17 protein-coding genes are annotated in these 17,736 nt (G+C 57.3%); 7 read left to right on the top strand and 10 right to left on the bottom strand.

Annotated features, from left to right (window positions below; genetic code table 11):
• Window positions 1-35: 35 nt before the first annotated feature.
• Together ptsP and AC6CHQ_RS05980 are read right to left on the bottom strand one after the other, a co-directional pair.
• Complete coding sequence (gene ptsP, locus AC6CHQ_RS05985) at window positions 36-1,748, bottom strand: phosphoenolpyruvate--protein phosphotransferase (RefSeq protein WP_498081136.1); 1,713 nt, start codon at window positions 1,746-1,748, stop codon at window positions 36-38.
• Complete coding sequence (locus tag AC6CHQ_RS05980; RefSeq protein WP_092052907.1) at window positions 1,749-2,015, bottom strand: phosphocarrier protein HPr; 267 nt, start codon at window positions 2,013-2,015, stop codon at window positions 1,749-1,751.
• Window positions 2,016-2,146: 131 nt separating this feature from the next.
• On the opposite strand from AC6CHQ_RS05980, the gene AC6CHQ_RS05975 reads away from it, so the two are divergent.
• From AC6CHQ_RS05975 to AC6CHQ_RS05965, 3 genes are read left to right on the top strand one after another with little or no spacing between them, the layout of a single operon-like run.
• A complete protein-coding gene (locus AC6CHQ_RS05975) occupies window positions 2,147-2,899 on the top strand; it encodes a DeoR/GlpR family DNA-binding transcription regulator (RefSeq protein ID WP_498081135.1) in 753 nt (250 codons plus the stop codon).
• The gene (pfkB, locus tag AC6CHQ_RS05970) at window positions 2,896-3,819 is read left to right on the top strand and encodes a 1-phosphofructokinase (protein ID WP_498081134.1); all 924 of its coding nucleotides are present in this window, start codon (window positions 2,896-2,898) and stop codon (window positions 3,817-3,819) included. Before AC6CHQ_RS05975 ends, pfkB begins: the two co-directional genes overlap by 4 nt.
• A 3-nt stretch (window positions 3,820-3,822) precedes the next feature.
• On the top strand, window positions 3,823-5,784 hold the full coding sequence (locus AC6CHQ_RS05965) for a PTS fructose transporter subunit IIABC (RefSeq protein ID WP_498081133.1): 1,962 nt from the start codon (window positions 3,823-3,825) through the stop codon (window positions 5,782-5,784).
• Window positions 5,785-5,974: 190 nt separating this feature from the next.
• Here AC6CHQ_RS05965 and AC6CHQ_RS05960 read toward each other — a convergent pair whose 3' ends face one another.
• The 6 genes from AC6CHQ_RS05960 to AC6CHQ_RS05935 are packed head-to-tail and all read right to left on the bottom strand — an operon-like array spanning window position 5,975 to window position 12,046.
• The gene (locus tag AC6CHQ_RS05960) at window positions 5,975-6,343 is read right to left on the bottom strand and encodes a YbgA family protein (protein ID WP_498081132.1); all 369 of its coding nucleotides are present in this window, start codon (window positions 6,341-6,343) and stop codon (window positions 5,975-5,977) included.
• Complete coding sequence (locus tag AC6CHQ_RS05955; RefSeq protein ID WP_251238770.1) at window positions 6,336-6,842, bottom strand: glycosyl-4,4'-diaponeurosporenoate acyltransferase CrtO family protein; 507 nt, start codon at window positions 6,840-6,842, stop codon at window positions 6,336-6,338. Before AC6CHQ_RS05955 ends, AC6CHQ_RS05960 begins: the two co-directional genes overlap by 8 nt.
• Window positions 6,843-6,854: 12 nt before the next feature.
• A complete protein-coding gene (locus tag AC6CHQ_RS05950; protein WP_498081131.1) occupies window positions 6,855-7,973 on the bottom strand; it encodes a glycosyltransferase family 2 protein in 1,119 nt (372 codons plus the stop codon).
• Between the two features lie 28 nt (window positions 7,974-8,001).
• Entirely contained in the window at window positions 8,002-9,507 is a 1,506-nt protein-coding gene (locus AC6CHQ_RS05945) for a phytoene desaturase family protein (protein ID WP_498081130.1), read from the bottom strand.
• A gap of 29 nt (window positions 9,508-9,536) precedes the next feature.
• A complete protein-coding gene (locus tag AC6CHQ_RS05940) occupies window positions 9,537-10,454 on the bottom strand; it encodes a phytoene/squalene synthase family protein (RefSeq protein WP_251238767.1) in 918 nt (305 codons plus the stop codon).
• A 23-nt stretch (window positions 10,455-10,477) separates the two neighbouring features.
• Window positions 10,478-12,046, bottom strand: a complete 1,569-nt coding sequence (locus tag AC6CHQ_RS05935) for a phytoene desaturase family protein (protein ID WP_498081129.1) — start codon at window positions 12,044-12,046, stop codon at window positions 10,478-10,480.
• A 219-nt stretch (window positions 12,047-12,265) separates the two neighbouring features.
• Here AC6CHQ_RS05935 and AC6CHQ_RS05930 point away from each other — a divergent pair, with 219 nt between their 5' ends.
• Window positions 12,266-13,171 carry a MerR family transcriptional regulator gene (locus tag AC6CHQ_RS05930; protein ID WP_498081128.1) on the top strand — a complete coding sequence of 302 codons (906 nt, stop codon included), beginning with the start codon at window positions 12,266-12,268 and terminating at the stop codon, window positions 13,169-13,171.
• Window positions 13,172-13,220: 49 nt separating this feature from the next.
• Here the strand turns inward: AC6CHQ_RS05930 and AC6CHQ_RS05925 are convergent, their stop codons facing one another.
• On the bottom strand, window positions 13,221-13,655 hold the full coding sequence (locus tag AC6CHQ_RS05925) for a YugN family protein (protein WP_498081127.1): 435 nt from the start codon (window positions 13,653-13,655) through the stop codon (window positions 13,221-13,223).
• A gap of 152 nt (window positions 13,656-13,807) precedes the next feature.
• Window positions 13,808-14,827, bottom strand: coding sequence for an LLM class flavin-dependent oxidoreductase (locus AC6CHQ_RS05920; RefSeq protein ID WP_092052859.1), 1,020 nt, complete (start codon window positions 14,825-14,827; stop codon window positions 13,808-13,810).
• A 154-nt stretch (window positions 14,828-14,981) separates the two neighbouring features.
• Here AC6CHQ_RS05920 and AC6CHQ_RS05915 point away from each other — a divergent pair, with 154 nt between their 5' ends.
• The 3 genes from AC6CHQ_RS05915 to AC6CHQ_RS05905 all read left to right on the top strand — a co-directional run bounded on the left by AC6CHQ_RS05915 (window position 14,982) and on the right by AC6CHQ_RS05905 (window position 17,720).
• Entirely contained in the window at window positions 14,982-15,794 is an 813-nt protein-coding gene (locus tag AC6CHQ_RS05915) for a squalene/phytoene synthase family protein (protein WP_092052855.1), read from the top strand.
• 44 nt (window positions 15,795-15,838) lie between these two features.
• Window positions 15,839-16,873 (top strand): type 2 isopentenyl-diphosphate Delta-isomerase, encoded by a 1,035-nt coding sequence (gene fni / locus AC6CHQ_RS05910; RefSeq protein ID WP_498081126.1) that lies wholly within the window; start codon window positions 15,839-15,841, stop codon window positions 16,871-16,873.
• A 358-nt stretch (window positions 16,874-17,231) separates the two neighbouring features.
• Complete coding sequence (locus AC6CHQ_RS05905; protein WP_424237510.1) at window positions 17,232-17,720, top strand: PTS sugar transporter subunit IIA; 489 nt, start codon at window positions 17,232-17,234, stop codon at window positions 17,718-17,720.
• Window positions 17,721-17,736: the final 16 nt, after the last annotated feature.

Genomic DNA, 17,736 nt, shown 5'->3' with positions numbered 1-17,736 from the left:
AGCGCATCACCCTCACCCGGGCGATGCGCTTTTTCTTATAGGGACTGTTCAATATACGAGCGGACTTCCTCGCCGGAGGAGAGGGACAGGATGTGATCAATCTTCGCTTCCATCTTTGCCTTGGAAAGGCCTGCGATTTTCGCGCGGGCCTTCAGGATGGAGGAGGCGCTCATCGAGAACTCGTCGAGGCCCATGCCGAGCAGGACCGGAATCGCGGCTTCGTCACCCGCCATTTCGCCGCACATGCCGGCGTGCTTGCCTTCCCGGTGGGCGGCGTCGATGACCATCTTGATCAGCCGGAGAACCGCCGGGCTGAACGGCTGGTACAGGTACGACAGCTGTTCGTTCATCCGGTCGGCGGCCATCGTGTACTGGATCAGGTCGTTCGTACCAATCGAGAAGAAGTCGACTTCTTTGGCGAACTGGTCGGCCATGAGTGCGGCGGACGGAATCTCGACCATCATGCCGAGTTCGATCCGGTCGCTGACTGTTATGCCGCTTTGTTCCAGTTTCTCTTTTTCCTCGAGGAAGACCGCCTTGGCCCGGCGGAATTCATCCAGTGTCGCAATCATCGGGAACATGATCTTGAGATGCCCGTGGACACTTGCCCGAAGCAGCGCGCGCAGCTGCACTCGGAACATGTCCTCTTCCTGCAGGCAAAGGCGGATGGCTCGGATGCCGAGGAACGGATTCGCCTCTTCCGGAAGGTTCAGGTAAGGCAGCTCCTTGTCGCCGCCGATGTCGAGTGTGCGGACGATGGTCGGGCGGCCTTCCATCTGCTCCAGCACGCTCTTGTACGCTTCAAACTGCTCGTCTTCCGTAGGGAACTGGTCGCGGCCCATATAAAGGAATTCCGTGCGGAACAGGCCGATGCCCTCTCCGCCGTTTTCCAGAACCTTTGCAACGTCGGCCGGCGAGCCGATGTTGCCAGCCAGTTCCATCCGGTGGCCGTCTTTTGAAAGTGTCGGTTCATTTACGAGCCTGGTGAGCCGTGTCTTTTCCTCGGCGAACGCGGTTTGCTTTTCTTCATAGACCTTGAGCGTGGAGTCAGACGGGCTGACGATCACTTCGCCGGATGTTCCGTCGACAATGACCGTCGCGCCGTTTTCGATCTGAGCCATCGCGGAGCGGCTGCCGACGACTGCCGGGATTTCGAGCGTCCTTGCCAGGATGGCGGAGTGGGATGTACGGCCACCGATATCCGTGACGAATCCACGGACGTATTCCGGATTCAGCTGCACGGTATCGGACGGTGTCAGGTCCTCAGCGATGATGATTGTCTGTTCGCGGATCATCGAAGGGCTCTGGAGCGTCACGCCGAGCAGGTGGGCCAGGATGCGCTTGGTGACATCGCGCACGTCGGCCGCGCGCTCTTTCATGTATTCATTGTCCATCGACTCGAACAGCGCGACAAAGCCATCCGCGGTCTGTTTGAGCGCATGCTCCGCATTAACCTGTTCCGATCGGATCTTCTCCTTCACCGGCCCGATGAGTTCAGGGTCGTCAAGGACGAGCAGATGTGCGCTGAAAATGTCCGCTTCGCTCTCGCTTAGCTGTTCTGAGGTACGTTCACGGATGGCCTTGAGGTCTTCCCGCGAAGCATCGATCGCCCGGTCCAGGCGGGCAGTTTCCGCTTCTGTGTCCGCAACGGTTGCTTTTTCGGTCTGGAGGTCGGGATGCTCCAGCCGGAAAGCTTTTGCAATCGCGATGCCTCCGGAGGCTGCGATACCTTTGATCCGCTGTTCCATTCAGTTTGCCAGTCCTTCGGATTTCATGACTTCATCGATTTTGGCGATGGCTTCATTTTCATCTTCGCCTTCGGCCCTGACGGTGATGGTCGCTCCCGATGCGACTCCAAGCGCCATGACGCCAAGGATGGACTTCATGTTCACCGTCTTGTCGTTGTAGATCAGGGAGATATCGGAAGAGAAAGGCGCCAGCGAACCGACGAGCAGGGAAGTCGGACGTGCGTGGAGACCTTCTGATGCACTGATTGTATATTGTTTTTCGACCATGAGCGTAATTCCTCCTAAATGAAGACAGTCAACAGGATGACTGTTTTTGAATGTTTGTGAACGATTATGATGGATTTTGGAACCGATTTCAAGTAAAATGGGCTTAATCAATGACAGACGGGTGATCAAACATGCTGACGACTGAACGCCATGAATGGATCATGGATCTGCTGAGACAAAAGCAGACCGTGAAAATCTCTGAGCTTGTGGAAGGCACAGGTGCATCAGAATCGACCATCCGCCGCGATCTGACGGAGCTGGAGGCTATCAATCTCCTGGAGCGCATCCATGGCGGTGCCACAATCCGTGACCGGAACATCCAGGAGTTGAGCGTTTCTGACAAATCCGTCAAAAACGAGCAGGAAAAGCTGCAGATTGCGGCTGTAGCCGCCGGCCTCGTCGAGGAAGGGGAATTCATCTTCCTTGATGCGGGAACGACGACTTTCCGGATGATTCCGTTTCTTGCGGGGAAGGGGACGGTCGTCGTCACGAACGGCCTGACCCATGTGGATACTCTGATCGACCATGGAATCACGACCTATCTGACCGGCGGCTACGTAAAGGGCAAAACAGGCGCGCTTGTCGGTCCGCAGGCGACAGGTGCCCTTGCGGAATACCGCTTTGACCGGTGCTTTCTCGGGGCAAACGGGTTCCATCCGGAATACGGCTACACGACACCGGACCCCGAGGAAGCCGCTGTCAAGAAACTGGCCGCTTCGCTGTCGCGGCGCACTTATGTCGTCGCGGATCACAGCAAGGCGGGCAAGGTCAGCTTCACCAAAGTCCTTCCGCTCGCTTCCGCCGGGCTGATCACGGATTCCCTGGATGCGGCGATGATGGAAGCCGTTGAGAACGAAACAACTGTCAAGGTGGTGACGGAATGATCTATACGTATACACTGACGCCTTCTCTGGACTATACCGTTTATCTTCCCGGCTTCAGCACGGGGAAACTTAACCGCTCGGAAGAAGTGTACTACTATCCGGGGGGCAAGGGAATCAATGTCTCCCGCGTTTTAAAGCGGCTTGGCACCGACAGCACCGCCGTCGGACTTGCCGGCGGATTCACGGGAGATTATCTGGAGCAGTTCCTGCGGGATGAAGGGATCCGTACGGAACTGATCCGGACGGACAGCGTCACCCGCATCAATGTGAAAATCAAGTCGGAGCAGGAGACCGAACTCAACGGTCCCGGCCCGGAAATATCGGAGCAGGAACGCCTGCAACTGCTTGACCGGGCAAGACGGATGGAGCGGGGCGACTGGCTCGTGCTCGCCGGCAGGATCCCGGATTCGGCAGGGGCAGATTTTGCCTCGGAACTGGCGGGCATCTGCAGGGATAATGGTATCCGCCTCGCGGTCGATACATCCGGGCCTGTCCTGAAAGAGCTCGCCGGCATGCAGCCCGAACTGATGAAGCCGAACGAGCATGAGCTCGGTGAACTGTTCGGTGTAGAGATCGGAACAAAGGAAGAAGCGCTGAAGTACGCCCGGCTGCTCGTGGGGCAGGGTGTCCGGCATGTCATTGTTTCAATGGGCGGGGAAGGCGCACTCTACCTCTCGGAATCAGTGGAAGCCGAGGCGCAGGCGCCCGAAGTCAAGGTGGTCAATACCGTCGGTGCGGGCGATTCGCTCGTGTCCGGATTTATCTCTGCGCTTGAGTCCGGCGAAAGTGCGAGAGACGCCTTCAGGTACGGTGTTGCAGCGGGCAGTGCAACGGTCTCCCGCTCGGACCTTTGCCGGAAAAAAGATGTCGATGTGCTGGCCGGGCAGATCACGGTCACCCGATTGAAAGAAGGAGAATAAGCGATGAACATCACTTCTTTGTTGACGAAAGATACAGTCCTTCTCGACCTTGCGGCTGCATCCAAGGAAGCTGCGCTCTCGGAACTTGTCGGCAAGCTCGACGAAGCGGGCAAGCTGTCGGACCGGGAAGCTTTTATGAATGATATCCTCGCGCGCGAGGAACAAAGCACGACCGGCATCGGAGACGGTATCGCCATCCCTCATGCCAAGTCCGCCGCGGTCAGCGAACCGGCGATTGCATTCGGCCGCTCCGCCGAAGGAATCGACTATGCGTCGCTCGACGGACAGCCGGCCAATCTGTTCTTCATGATCGCAGCAAGCGAAGGGGCGAACAATGCCCACCTCGAGGCGCTTTCCCGTCTCGCGACCTTCCTGATGGACGGCAAGTTCCGGGACCGCGTCCTGAATGCGGCCACAGCCGATGAAGTGCTTGCTGCCGTGAACGACAAGGAGCGGGAGCTGGAAGAGCCGGAAGCGCCGGCGGAATCCGGAGCACCGGCGGAATCCGCTCCCGTACAAGCTGATGCACAGGCAGGGCAGGAAGAGCCACCCGCACTCGGCAAGGTCCTCGCCGTCACCGCCTGCCCGACCGGCATCGCGCATACCTACATGGCGGCCGAAAAGCTGAATGAGCGCGCGAAGGAGCGCGGCATCCCGATCAAGGTCGAGACAAACGGCTCCTCCGGCGTGAAAAACCGGCTGACTGCAGCAGAGATCGCCGAGGCCGATGTCATCATCGTCGCGGCGGACACGAAAGTGGAGATGGCCCGCTTTGACGGCAAGCCCGTCATCCAGACAAAGGTCGGCAAGGCGATTCATGAAACAGATGCACTGCTTGATCGTGCCGTAACAAAAGACGCCCCGATCTACCATGCTGAACGCAAGGCGGACAAGGGTGAATCGGCTGAGCCGAAGAGCGGATTCTACAAGCACCTCATGAACGGTGTGTCGAACATGCTGCCATTTGTCGTCGGCGGCGGAATCCTGATTGCCCTATCCTTTTTCTGGGGCATCAACGCAAGTGATCCGGAAAGCCCTGAATATAATGCATTCGCGGCCATGCTCAACACGATTGGCGGGGGCAAGGCGTTCTTCCTCATGGTACCGGTCCTGGCGGGCTTTATCGCATCGAGCATCGCCGAACGTCCCGGCTTCGCGCCCGGCATGGTCGGCGGCCTGATCGCGGTCACTGTTTCCGGAGTGGAAGGGGCGGACGGCGGTTCCGGCTTCCTCGGCGGAATCATCGCCGGTTTCCTTGCCGGTTATGTGACGCTTTTCGTCAAGAAAATGTTCGCCAAGCTGCCGGATGCGCTGGAAGGACTCAAGCCGGTCCTCTTTTATCCGCTGTTCGGCATCGCCATCACCGGCATCATCATGATGCTGATCAACCCGCAGCTGACGAAGCTGTACACCGGCCTGTCGTCGTTCCTCGAAGGGCTCGGCGGCACGAACCAGGTACTGGTCGGCCTGATCATCGGAGCGATGATGGCGGTAGACATGGGCGGCCCGGTCAACAAGGCGGCCTACACATTCGGCATTGCCATGCTGGATGCGGGCAACTTCAGCTTTATCGCGGCGGTCATGGCCGCGGGCATGGTGCCGCCGCTCGGCATGGCGCTCGCCACGACACTCTTCAAGAAGCGCTTCTCGAAACAGGAGCGCGAAGCCGGCAAGACGGCCTATGTACTCGGAGCCTGCTTTATCACGGAAGGGGTCATCCCGTTCGCGGCGGCCGACCCGGCGCGTGTCATCCCGGCGTCTATCGGCGGCGCTGCCGTGACGGGCGCTCTCACGATGCTGTTTGACATCAGCCTGCGCGCACCGCACGGCGGAGTCTTCGTCATGGGCCTTGTTGACGGCGGCTTCATGAAGGTGATCCTCTATGCGGCTGCGATTATCGCCGGCGCCATCGTCACCGCATTCCTTGCCGGCATGCTGAAAAAGCCAGCAGTGCAGGCTGCATGAGGCAGGTTTTGGTGAGACGTTGACATACTTCGTTGAGACGTTGACATACCCCTATGAGACGTTGACATACTTCGTTGAAACGTTAACATACTGCTGTGAGACGTTGACATACTTCATTGAAACGTTAACATATCCCCATATGAGAAAGGGCTGCCCATTTCGATGGACAGCCCTTTTTTCTATGGATCGCCTATTCGAGAATCGTGCTGTTCAGCAAATACTCGACATCATACTTTTCCGCAAGCCGGCGGAGAAACAGGAGAAGGTCCTCTTCGCGGGTGCTGCCTGAGGAAAAGCCATCCAGAAGCCGGCGGTATTCATGCTTTTCCTCTTCATCCGCCTGCTTCTTGAAGTAGCCCCACATATGCTGGACGGCATTCCCGACCGACCCGGGGGTAGGCAGGATTTCTGTCGCTGCGCCGATCAGCGACTCGATGTCAGCGAGAGCCGGCTGCCCCTTCAGGGTTTGCCTGATCTGGTCATAATGGGCCTGGCTGTGGTACATGACCCGGTATTTCTCGCGGCTCCACAGTTCCTCCATCATGCGTCGTTCATTCATGGCCTTCCTCCTTATGTACGGTCATTCTGGCTGACAGCCTCATGAGGCGGGGGCGGTTAAAGCGCTGAATGAGGATAAACGGGACGTTTGCCGCGAGCGCATAGGCCACCATCACCCAGCTTGCCCAAGGGGGATTCCAGAGGAAAAACAGGAACGCCGGCGGGATCAGCAGCCAATGCGTCCACTCGGCGCGTCTGGACTCGGCAACAAACTGCCGAAGATAATCGGCCGAACCTTCGCCAAGCCGCTTTTTCGGAAACCCTCTGCCAAGCACGGAGTCGCCGTCAGGCAGCCGGTCTTTCCACTGCCTGACCCGGAGCAGCCGCTGCCACGTACGGCCGCCCTGCTCCCAATAACGGATGCGGGTGAGTGCAGTCTCTTTTTCGAAAACACGGAGCGGCATCCGGTACAGGGCGTAGGAAATACCCAGATGAAACAGCGCCCATGCGGCAATATCCACTAAGGCAGTCCAAGCAATCGGAAGTTCGATCATCCGCATCGCTCTCCTCCTTTAAAGGTCAACCTGGCGTCCTCTCCAGGTGACGCGTTTCCGGACACGGACAGCATAAAGAGACCAGATAAAGACCGCCGTGAAAAACAGGAAGTGAAACGGGTAAAGAAGCACTGCGGTAAACCGGAAATTTCCGGCTTTCCGGAACAGCCTGAAGACCTCCAGGCCATAAAGGAGATAAAGGGCAGCTCCGGCAGTGATCCACCCGGTCATCCCGCTCCATCCGGCAGCCGCAAGGAGGGCAGCCGGCATAAAGGCTCCCGCAATCCACAAACTGACGAGCGCGGTGACCGCGGGATGGGTGGAGCTGACGCCAGAACCCATGCTTTTTGTCCAGCCTTCCACCAGGCTGCGGGTTCCGTCCGGATACATCCGGAGCGTGATGACATTCCTGCCGCCCAGGCAGTAAACCGGAAGCCCGATGTCGCGGAACGCTGCGCCGAGTGCCAGATCGTCCATGAGCTCACCGCGGATTGCATAGTGGCCCCCGGTTCCTATGTATTCTTCCCGGCTGCAGAGAATGCACCCGCCGAATGCGCCTGCGGGCGGCAGCTTCCAGCTTGCCGGGGTGAAGGTGTTCATGCCTGCCATGACGATCAGGTTAAAGACAGCGGACAGGTTCTCGTACGGCCGTTCGAATGTGTGATAGGGCTGTACAGATAACAGTCCATTTCCGCCGCGCACTTCGTATTCGGACACAAGCTTATCCAGGCCGCCGGGCGCATGCAGACGGGTGTCAGCATCAAGGAACAGAAGAAGCTGTCCGCCTGCGGCATTCGCCCCCAGCCAGCAGGCGGCGGATTTTCCGGCGCTGCCGTCCGGGGCGGGAGCGGAGCGGAGAACACGGGCCCCGGCGGTCCGGGCGATTTCTGCCGTCCGGTCCGAAGAATCATCGTCCACGACAATCACTTCCATATCCGTATACTGCTGATTTCTGAGCGATTCCATAAGAGGACCGATCCGCTGCGCTTCATTGCGTGCCGGGATGATGACAGAAAGAGAGGGACGGGAAGTTTCCGGATGTTTTTCCGGGACTGTGAGCCGCCACATCATCAGCCTTCCTGCGAGGAGGCCGAGGACTGCAACCAATGTCCCGGCCGCCATGAGTACAGTCAGCATGTCCGCTTCTCCTTTCGGGCAATGTCCTTCACTTACCGCGGTCCTTCCGGATGATCTTTGTCGCGGCCTGCTGTCCGCTCAGTGTCACCATCGGCATGCCGCCTCCGGGATTTGCGGTGCCGCCGACAAAGTAAAGGTTGTCATACAGACTGCTTTCCTTCGGATGCTTGAAGCCGAGATTGTTTTTCCGGTCGGAAACCGTCCCGTAGATCGCGCCTCGGTGGGAGCCGTAGACCCGGCGGATATCTTCCGGTGTCCACATATCTTCGGTCACGATATGGCTTCGCAGTCCATCGAGTCCCATGCGCTCCAGCTTTACCAGGACGCGCTCACGGAAATCGACGTAATCCTGCTTGGTGAATGGTTTGTCCTGGATGTACGGAATATGGGGCAGGACCTTCAGGTTTTCGTGGCCTTCAGGTGCCTGCGCGGGGTCCGTCTTGTTTGCATTGACCAGATAGATTGTCGGGTCATCCGGAAGCTTGTGCTCGCGGAAGACCAGGTCCATCTGCTCTTTCAGGTTCTCCGAGAAAAAGAAATTGTGATGGGCAAGCTGCGGATAGGACCTGTTAACCCCGAGATGCAGCACCAGTCCGGAGCTTGCCGGTTCAAACTTTTTCTCGAGTTTCCGGATTTTATCCGATCCGACATTGAGCAGTTTTTCATAGAGTGGGATCACTTCCATATTGGAGACGAAGTGGTCGGCCTGAAGCTTTGTTCCGTCTTCAAGCTCGGCCCCGGTGATGGTCCCGTTCCCGTCTTCCGTCAGCTTGGAGATTTTCGTCCCGGTATGGAGCTCCACACCGGCCTCTTCCGCCAGGCGGGTCAGCCCCTGTGCAATCCGGTCCATGCCGCCTGGCACATACCAAACACCCTGTGCATGCTGCATGTAGATCATCATATTGAGGACCGCTGGCGCGTCATAGGGGGATGAGCCGACGTATTTGATGAAATAGGACAGCATCGTCCGGAAATGCGGATGGCTGATCCGTTTTTCGATGCCGCCATACATCGAGGAAAACAGGTCGAACCGTCTGAGCGCCGTGACCGGCCCGTGGTGGCTGAAGACTTCTTTGGCCGTGTCGAGCCCTTCATCGCCCAGGTATCCCTCTTCCGTGATGTCGTAGAGCCCCTTGGAGTATTCGAGCAGATTGCGGTATTCCCGGATATCCTTTTCATTCAGCGAATCATTTTCATGGAGCATCTTGTCCAGGTCTCCGTACAGGTCGATCACCGTGCCGTCGGGAAAGAATGAGCGCCACTCCCGCTCCAGGCGGACAGTGGGTATGTAGTCGGCCATCCGTTTGCCGGATGCATGGAACAGCCGCTCGAAAATATGCGGCATCGTCAAAATGGACGGGCCCAGATCAAAGCCGAAGCCGTCCTGTTCAAGCCGGTTCAGTTTGCCGCCGAGGTGTTTATTCTGTTCATAGAGGGAGACTTGGTAGCCTGCCTGCGCAAGCGAGATGGCCGCGGACAGCCCGCCGAGGCCGCCTCCTATGACCAGAGCCGTTTTCTTTTTTTGTGCATCCATGTATTCCCGTCCTCCTATTCCGTCCGCGGTCAGGGTGCCACATCCGCTGCCAAAGTCTGTACCATGCCGGTTTTTCCGATAAGGCGCGCTTTCACCGCCAGTGCAATCCGGCTCTTTTCAATCTGGCCGACGACAGCGCGTCTGCTGAAGCAGTCGTACCCGTTGTTCCGGACTTCGTTCAGTATTCCGCGGTACACGCCGGCGGACAGAGCAACCGGCAGCCGGCTGTCGTCCGAATAATCGCCAAGGGTTTGGTTGAATCGATCGTACAGATCTTCCGACCGGGCGGCCACGGCCTCCCACAAACTGGTGAAGCGGTCATCGATCAGGCGGTTTTCCAGGTCTTCAGATGTATAGCCGTGTTTGGCCATGAGGTCCCGGGGCAGATAGATCCGGTCTTTGTCGCGAAGGTCTTCGCCGATATCCCGAAGGATGTTCGTAAGCTGCATGGCGACTCCCAGATCGGCCGCATGCCGGCGGGTTTCCGCATCAGCGCCTGGCGCAATGATCGGAAGCAGCATCAGGCCCACGGAACCCGCGACAAAATAACTGTATTTCTCCATCTGGCGGAGGTCCGCAGGCTGTCTGAAATCCAGGTCCATTCGCTGCCCCTCCAGCTGGTCATAGAAGGGTTGGATATCCATATCATAGCGGCTAAAGACGTCACGCAGCGCACGCCAGAGGGGGGTGTCCGCATCCTGCCCCTCCCGGAAGCGGTCCAATTCAGCCGACAGTCTGCCGAGGGCTGCCGTACGTTCCTCCCTGCTGCCCGAGCTGTCGACACTATCGTCCGCAGTCCTGCAGAATGCGTAGATGGCATAGACGGCGCGGGCTTTTTCCTGCGGAAGCCTGCTGAAGGCGTAATAGAAGCTTTTCGAGTGACGCTTGATGATGGCTTCGCAATAGCGGTAATCCTCTTCGGTGCGGCGGCTGAAGGACGTGGTCATGTCAATCTCCTCCTTATGGATGGTCATGTGGACGGCACATCCGATCCGGCTTCCACCGGCTGCAGGGATTCCCGCGCGCCATCAGGGACGGTGCCAAGGTCATCGAGCATCAGTTCTTCCGTGGCAATTTTGGCGGACAGCAAGACGATCGGGACTCCGGCGCCCGGGTGTGTGCTGCTCCCGGTGAAATACAGGTTCTCGCAGTTCTTTGCCTTGCTCTGCGGGCGGAGGTGATTGCTCTGCGCAAGGTTCGGGCGCAGACCGAAGCAGGCCCCGTTATAGGCGTTGAAGCGCTTTTCGAAATCCGGGGGAGTCATGTAGGATTCGGAGATGATATGGCTTTCGATGTCGCCGAACTCCGGGATTTCCTTCAGCTTCTCAAAAACCCGGCTGCGGTAATGGTCGATTGTCTCTTGGGTCCACTCGTAGCTTGAGGCGGATCTGTCGGACACCGGAACGAGGATGTACAGACCGTCCTTGCCTTCCGGTGCCATGGTCGGGTCCAGTTTCGAGCCGATGTAGACGTAGAAGGAAGGGTCATCCATCTGTTCTCCGGAAAAGATGGACTCAAGATTGCCGTTGAGGTCCTTGCTGAAGACAAAATTGTGGACGTTATCGACTTCGTCGTACTTGCGGTCCATTCCGAGATACATCAGGAAGCACGAGCAGGAATACTTCATCTTGTCGATTTTCTTGTCGGTGTACTTGCCCTTGGCTGCCGTATCCAGTACGAGGTTCTTCATGGCGTACGGGAAGTCCGCGTTGCAGACGACGAAGTCCGCGTGCACCTCGCGCCCGCCGGTCCGGATGCCTTCAGCACGGCCGTTTTGGATCAGGATGTCCTCCGCCGGGGAGTTGTAGTGGATCTTGCCGTCAAGCTCCAGGAAAAGCCGCTCCATGGCGGAGGCCATCGTGTACATGCCGCCTTTGATGAACCAGACGCCGTACAGGAATTCAATCATCGGGATCATCGTATAGAGGGAAGGGCCATTATAAGGGGAAACACCTATGTATAAGGTTTGGAAGCTGATCATCTGCTTGAGCCGTTCATTCTTGATATATTTCCCGACAAACTTGTCCGCGCTGTCGAAGGTTTTCAGCTTCAATGCCTGGCGCAGAACCGACGGATTGTAGAAATCAGAAGCATTGCGGAACGGTCGTTGGATAAAGTGGTTTTTCGCCACCGTGAAGCGCTCGTAAATCTCTTTCAGATAGGTCAGGAAGCCTTCTGCGTCTTCCTCACTGATGTCTTCCAGTGTCTTGGTCAGCTCGACAAGGTCAGAGGAGATGTCATACCGGTCGTCCGGGCCATTGCCGAAAAAGACGGAATACATCGGGTCGAGCCGTTCCATCGGGATATAATCATCCGGATTCCGGCCTGCGAGTTCGAAGACTTCCCTGTACAGCTCGGGCATCATGACGATGGTCGGGCCCAGGTCGAAGCGGAACCCGTCCTGTTCGATTTTGTGCATCTTGCCCCCGGGAATGGCTTCTTTCTCATAGATTTCGACTTGGTAGCCTGCATGCTGCAGGCGGATGGCGCTGGCCAGGCCGGCAACTCCGGCGCCGATGACGATGACATGCTTGTTCATGATGTGCTCCTCTCAAAATCTTTAATAGGGTTTGTGATTTTTTTATAATGTTTTTATCTTAACATTATACAATTAAAGTCGAAAAACAGGAAAAAAACAAGTATAATTTGTTAATAGTTGTCTTCCCCTAGATTAAAAGACCTAAACCTGTACAAGGTTTGGTGGAGATGATATACAATGTTGGTTAAGGATATTTTGGAATCGGAGGAGGCGGGCATGATGAAGGAGCCGGTGGGCTATTACATTAAAGACGTTGCGCGAATTACCGGTCTTTCCGAACAGGTCATCCGGAAATGGGAAGACCGGTATGGCATCGTCCGCCCGGTAAGGAAGGATAACGGGTACCGTATCTACGGAGAGGAAGAGATCCGTAGGCTTCTTAAGATGCAGGCGCTGCGCAAGGAGGGGCATCCGCTGAAGCGGGCCGCGGAACTGGCAATGACTGAAGAGCGGACGGCCGGGACGGAGCAGCAACCGGAAAGCGAATCCGGACGGTATGTACGGAAGTTGATCGGACAGGGGGAACAGTGCCACGAAGCTGAACTGGAGAGGCTGCTCCGGCAGGCGCACAGCGAACTCGGGCTGGCTCATTTTCTGGATGAAGTGGTCATCCCATTCCTGAAACAGGTCGGCGGCTTGTGGGAGCGGGGAGAATGGGGAGAGTACCAGGAGTCTGTATCAAGCCTCATTGTGAGGGATTTGCTTGTGAATATCCGGCGGAATGTCCGTCCGGCTCTCGGCGCCCCCCTCATCATCGGCGCGTGCTTCCCGGAGGAGCGTCATGAAATACCGGTCCACCTCATTCTGCTAAAAGCAATGATGAGGGGTTACAGAACGCATCTGGTCGGAGCTTCCCCCGCGCCGGGCGCGATCGAGTCGATCGTCCGGCAGCTCAAGCCTGACGCGGTTCTTTTGTCGGCATCAACCACAGCCCCATTTCTCCGTCATCCCGACTTGCTGGAAGAGTTGGACCGCTTCGCAGGAGACCACCCGGCTATTCGTTTTTATGCGGGAGGGCATGGGATCCGTCTTGCAGCGGCCGCAGGTGAGCCGGTCCATATCCGGATGACTGATGATGTGGAGCAAGTGCTGCGGGATCTGGATAACAATCATTTCACCACATAAATAAACCGGCACGGATAAAATCCTGTGCCGGTTTCTATTGTGTTTGGGGTCAGCGGATCCGCCGCTCGTCCAGGAGAGGGAAGCTTTCGACAATTCCCTGGACGACCCGCTCGCCTTCTTCCTCCCAGCGGGATTTGCGGCGGATCGCTCCATCCTTTTCTTCGGGACTCTGGAACTGGTTGAGGCCGGTGGTCGCCAGCAGGTCATCGCCTTCGTGGTCGAGGCCGACGTTGACTACATGCTTGAGCACGAACGGCTGGCCGAACACAATCTGTGTTTCGGGATCTTCCAGCATGCCGGAAACTACGTCGAACGGGATCCGGAGATAGATCGTCTCCGGGCCATCCTTATTCAGGATTCCGTCGAACATGGCCTCGTCGTATTCCCAGTTACCGCAAAGCGTAATATCCTTTTCTAGCAGGATCGGATAAATATCACCGAACCGTGCCTGTTTGCCCTGAAGGTCCGTTTCCAGTTTCAGCATGGTTCCACTCTCCTTTTCCCATCTCGTAGGTTGATACTCTATTCCCCGTATGACAGGAATTAACCTCGTGGAGAGATGGAGAGCAGATTCGCAATATGCCCACTTTCGTCAGATTCCGCGTAATTTCCCGGGAAATATGTCGGTTGCCGCGTTTAGCTTTGGGCCGCTTCCTTTAACACAATCATCGACCTCTTCTTGCTTTCCGGGCTGAACACAGGGGTGATCGCCATGATTTCATCGACGCCTGCAGAGGAAAGTTCATCCATCTGACGGCCGAGCGATTTGTTTGAACCGATCATGTAGGTGGCCAGGATATCCCGGACTTCCTGTTTTTCTTTTTCCGTCACAATGCCTGTAAGCGCTTCGGCAGGATCCGGCAGGTGCCCCTGGATGCCCCGGTGGAATCCGAACTGCACGTGTGCCGCACTGCGCGCAATCCATTCCGCTTCGTCATCGGTGTCCGCCGCGAAAACCCGGGCGGCACAAACCGTGTAGGGCGCTTCCGAAAAGCGGGACGGGCGGAAGTTTTCCCTGTACAGGCGGATGGTCTGCTCCATTTCATCCCGCTCCGCATTGATGAATCGGGCAAAGGCATACGGCAGGCCTCGCTCCGCAGCAAGTTGTGCGGACGCGGGGCCGGTTCCGAGGATCCACGGGAGCGGCTTTTGGATGACTGCAGGGGAAGCCTTCAGATAGCCGCTCATCGGATGGCTTTCCGGGAGGTCGTCCTCCAGGTACTCGATCAGTTCGCCGACCATTTCCGGGAACCTTTCCTTATTGCGTGGCTTGGCATCGGTGAGTGCCCGGCCGCCCTGCAGCGCGATCGTCGGCAGGTGCGTGCCGCCGGGTGCCTTGCCGACACCAAGGTCGACGCGGCCCGGGGCAAGCGCGCTCATTACGCGGAAGTTTTCGGCCACTTTGTACGGCGCGTAATGGGTCAGCATGACCCCTCCCGTGCCAATCCGGATCGTCTCCGTCTGCGCCAATAGATGTACTGCAAGGATTTCGGGAGAGGAGCCGGCAATCGTGTCCGAACTGTGGTGCTCCGATACCCAGAACCGCCGGTAGCCGAGCTGTTCGGCAAGCCGCGCCGCCTCCACTGTACCGGCGAACCCCGCCTCGGGGGTCTGCCCTTCCGCCAGCTGTGTCTGGTCCAGCATACTCACTTGCATCTGTGCCGCCTCCTTTCTGCAAATGCTATCGGCCTGATATCAAATTTTCAATCAATGTACACCGGAGAGAAGGGGAACGGACTGTATTTATCGAAAAAATTGAGTTACGATGAAAGGTATATCATTCACTTTACGAGGAAGGATCGGGATCAAAATGAGTGGGTTTCCAAAAGATGCGCTGCGAGTACTGAAAGAAACAAGCCGGACATTTTATATTCCGATTACTTTTTTGCAGAAAGAACTGAAAGCTTCCGTCGCCTCCGCGTACCTTGTTTTCCGGGCGATTGATGAGATAGAGGACCACGAAGAGCTCGGCAACGACCTTAAGCACTCGCTCCTGATGCAGGTGGGCGAGCTGTTTACGCAGCCGTTCGACAATGAACGCTACCTCGGCATCCTCGGGCCGGTCAAGGAGCGCATGCCCGAAGTGACGCTCAGGCTTGCCGACTGGATGGAGGCCTGTCCGGAAGCGGTGCGCCCGAGAATCGCGGATGCCGCCCGGGAAATGTCCGAGGGCATGGCAAAGTGGGCCAAGGCGGGATGGAAAATCCGCACACGTGAGGACCTGGACGATTATACGTACTATGTGGCAGGGCTTGTCGGCGTGCTGCTGTCCGATCTTTGGGGACACTATGCGGGTGAAAAGACGGACCGTGAGCTCGCGATCGGCTACGGACGCGGCCTGCAGGCGGTCAATATCCTGCGCAACGAGAAGGAAGACATGGACGAGCGTGGCGTCCGCTTCGTGCCGGATGGATGGACCCGCGATGACCTGTTCCGCTATGCGGAAGAAAATCTCTCCAAGGCGGATCAGTATATGAAAGCGCTCAGCACAAAAAGCGTCATCCTGTTTTGCCGCCTTCCGCTTGCCCTTGCCCATAAGACGCTTGGCGCGCTGAAGGACGGGCGCGAGAAGATGTCACGGGATGAAGTGGTCCGGACGGTCGAAGAGGTCAGTGTCGACTGACGTATCCGGAACCGGTACAGCAAAGACAGAAGGCGGTGTTGGCGATGGCCGGCTCAATAGAACAGAGGAAATCGGAACATATTCAGATCACACTCAATGAAAAAGTCACAGGGGATGCCATCTCGACCGGATTTGAGTCCTATGCGTTCATCCACAATGCCTTGCCGGAAATCGATTTTGCGGAAATTTCGACTGAGGCTGAATTTCTGGGGCATGCGTGCCGGACGCCGTTCCTCATCTCTTCGATGACCGGCGGGACGGCGCTGGCCGAAACAATCAACCGGAACCTGGCAGAAGCTGCCGAAGAACGCGGCTGGGCGCTAGCGCTCGGCTCGACAAGGGCACTCCTCGACAGCGACGGCCATCCGCCTTCGTTTCTCATGCGCCGGTACGCGCCAAGCGTGCCGATCATTGCGAACATCGGCGCCGTCCAGTTCAACTACGGATACGGCATCGATGAATGCAGGCGAATCGTCGAGCTGACGGAGGCTGACATGCTTGTCCTTCATCTGAACAGCCTCCAGGAAGTGATCCAGGACGGCGGAGACACGAACTTCAGGGCGCTCCTCGGGAAAATCGAAACACTCTGCGCAGGGCTTGGCGTGCCGGTCGGCGTCAAGGAAGTCGGCTGGGGCATCGACGGCGAAACTGCAAGGCGACTGACGGATGCGGGCATTGCGTTCGTCGACGTCGCAGGTGCCGGCGGCACATCGTGGAGCCAGGTGGAAAAATTCCGCTCCAAGGATCCGGTGCGCCGGGCTGCAGCGGAGGCGTTCAGCGACTGGGGCATCCCGACGGCCGACTCGGTCCGGATGGTGCGGGCGGAAATCGGCGGCCGGACGCTTGTTGCAAGCGGCGGCATGCGGACGGGCCTGGATGCCGCAAAAGCGTTGGCACTCGGTGCAGACTTTGTCGGGTTCGGCCGCTCGATCCTGAAAGAAGCGACGCAAAGCACGGAAGATGTGCTGGAATCGATGGCCGTACGCGAGATGGAACTCCGCATGGCGATGTTCGGCATCGGCGCATCAAATCTTCGCGAACTGAAGGATACGCCCCGCCTTGTGAGAAAAGGTTTTTGAGTGTTAACGTTCCGGCTTCGGCCGGGGCGTTTTTGTTTGCAGCGGGGTGATTGTCAACGTTTCAATGAAGATCGTCAACGTCTCAATAAACTTAATCAACGTTTCACTAAAGATGATCAACGTTCAGCACAAGCCCCGATCCCATTGCAAGATTTATCGGAAAATGTAAACGCTTTATTGATATCTCTTTTTAACTATGGTATTCTGTACCCATAAATTCACAGCGGTCTCATGTGACTGATCCGATCAGGCATGGGGGCAAGAGCGGAGCCTGAGGGCTTTCGCTATGCTCCCGTGCCTTTTTACGTCCCAGAAAGGGGCCGCGCCGAGTGACAATCCCGAAAGGTGGAATGTGCGAATGCTATCCAATCTGTTCAAGAAAAAAGACAAGGAAGAAAAAGTGCTGGCACCGGTTTCTGGCCAATTGATGCCGATTGACCAAGTGCCGGACCCGGTATTCAGCGGCAAGATGATGGGAGAGGGAATAGCCGTCATGCCGGATTCGGGGAGCGTCGTCTCGCCGGTAGACGGAACGGTCGTGATGGTCGCCGACACAGGCCATGCAATCGGTATCCGCTCAGCACAGGGCACGGAATTCCTGATCCATATCGGGCTCGAAACAGTCGCGCTTAAAGGCGAGGGCTTCAACGTCCTTGTCCGCCAGGATGACAAAGTGACCGCGGGCCAGCCGCTGATCGAAGCGGACTGGACTTATCTCGGAGAAAATGCCAACAGCACGGTCACGCCGATCGTCGTGACAAACGGGGAAGGAAAGACGGTCCGGCCGGAAGCGGAAGGCACCTGCACGGCAGGGGAAACCGTGATCATGACGGTCACTGCAGGCTGACCCGGTTTTCGATTAG

Source organism: Bhargavaea sp. GQ12, assembly GCF_059758705.1.
The sequence above is the reverse complement of the archived record's forward strand: the minus strand, read 5'-3'. Positions and strand labels throughout refer to the sequence as shown.

Excerpts from the sequence above, each read along its gene's own strand:
- ptsP (WP_498081136.1), bottom strand. The coding sequence starts at position 1,748 with ATGGAACAGCGGATCAAAGGTATCGCAGCCTCCGGAGGCATCGCGATT.
- AC6CHQ_RS05980 (WP_092052907.1), bottom strand. The coding sequence starts at position 2,015 with ATGGTCGAAAAACAATATACAATCAGTGCATCAGAAGGTCTCCACGCA.
- AC6CHQ_RS05975 (WP_498081135.1), top strand. The coding sequence starts at position 2,147 with ATGCTGACGACTGAACGCCATGAATGGATCATGGATCTGCTGAGACAA.
- pfkB (WP_498081134.1), top strand. The coding sequence starts at position 2,896 with ATGATCTATACGTATACACTGACGCCTTCTCTGGACTATACCGTTTAT.
- AC6CHQ_RS05965 (WP_498081133.1), top strand. The coding sequence starts at position 3,823 with ATGAACATCACTTCTTTGTTGACGAAAGATACAGTCCTTCTCGACCTT.
- AC6CHQ_RS05960 (WP_498081132.1), bottom strand. The coding sequence starts at position 6,343 with ATGAATGAACGACGCATGATGGAGGAACTGTGGAGCCGCGAGAAATAC.
- AC6CHQ_RS05955 (WP_251238770.1), bottom strand. The coding sequence starts at position 6,842 with ATGCGGATGATCGAACTTCCGATTGCTTGGACTGCCTTAGTGGATATT.
- AC6CHQ_RS05950 (WP_498081131.1), bottom strand. The coding sequence starts at position 7,973 with ATGCTGACTGTACTCATGGCGGCCGGGACATTGGTTGCAGTCCTCGGC.
- AC6CHQ_RS05945 (WP_498081130.1), bottom strand. The coding sequence starts at position 9,507 with ATGGATGCACAAAAAAAGAAAACGGCTCTGGTCATAGGAGGCGGCCTC.
- AC6CHQ_RS05940 (WP_251238767.1), bottom strand. The coding sequence starts at position 10,454 with ATGACCACGTCCTTCAGCCGCCGCACCGAAGAGGATTACCGCTATTGC.
- AC6CHQ_RS05935 (WP_498081129.1), bottom strand. The coding sequence starts at position 12,046 with ATGAACAAGCATGTCATCGTCATCGGCGCCGGAGTTGCCGGCCTGGCC.
- AC6CHQ_RS05930 (WP_498081128.1), top strand. The coding sequence starts at position 12,266 with ATGAAGGAGCCGGTGGGCTATTACATTAAAGACGTTGCGCGAATTACC.
- AC6CHQ_RS05925 (WP_498081127.1), bottom strand. The coding sequence starts at position 13,655 with ATGCTGAAACTGGAAACGGACCTTCAGGGCAAACAGGCACGGTTCGGT.
- AC6CHQ_RS05920 (WP_092052859.1), bottom strand. The coding sequence starts at position 14,827 with ATGCAAGTGAGTATGCTGGACCAGACACAGCTGGCGGAAGGGCAGACC.
- AC6CHQ_RS05915 (WP_092052855.1), top strand. The coding sequence starts at position 14,982 with ATGAGTGGGTTTCCAAAAGATGCGCTGCGAGTACTGAAAGAAACAAGC.
- fni (WP_498081126.1), top strand. The coding sequence starts at position 15,839 with ATGGCCGGCTCAATAGAACAGAGGAAATCGGAACATATTCAGATCACA.
- AC6CHQ_RS05905 (WP_424237510.1), top strand. The coding sequence starts at position 17,232 with ATGCTATCCAATCTGTTCAAGAAAAAAGACAAGGAAGAAAAAGTGCTG.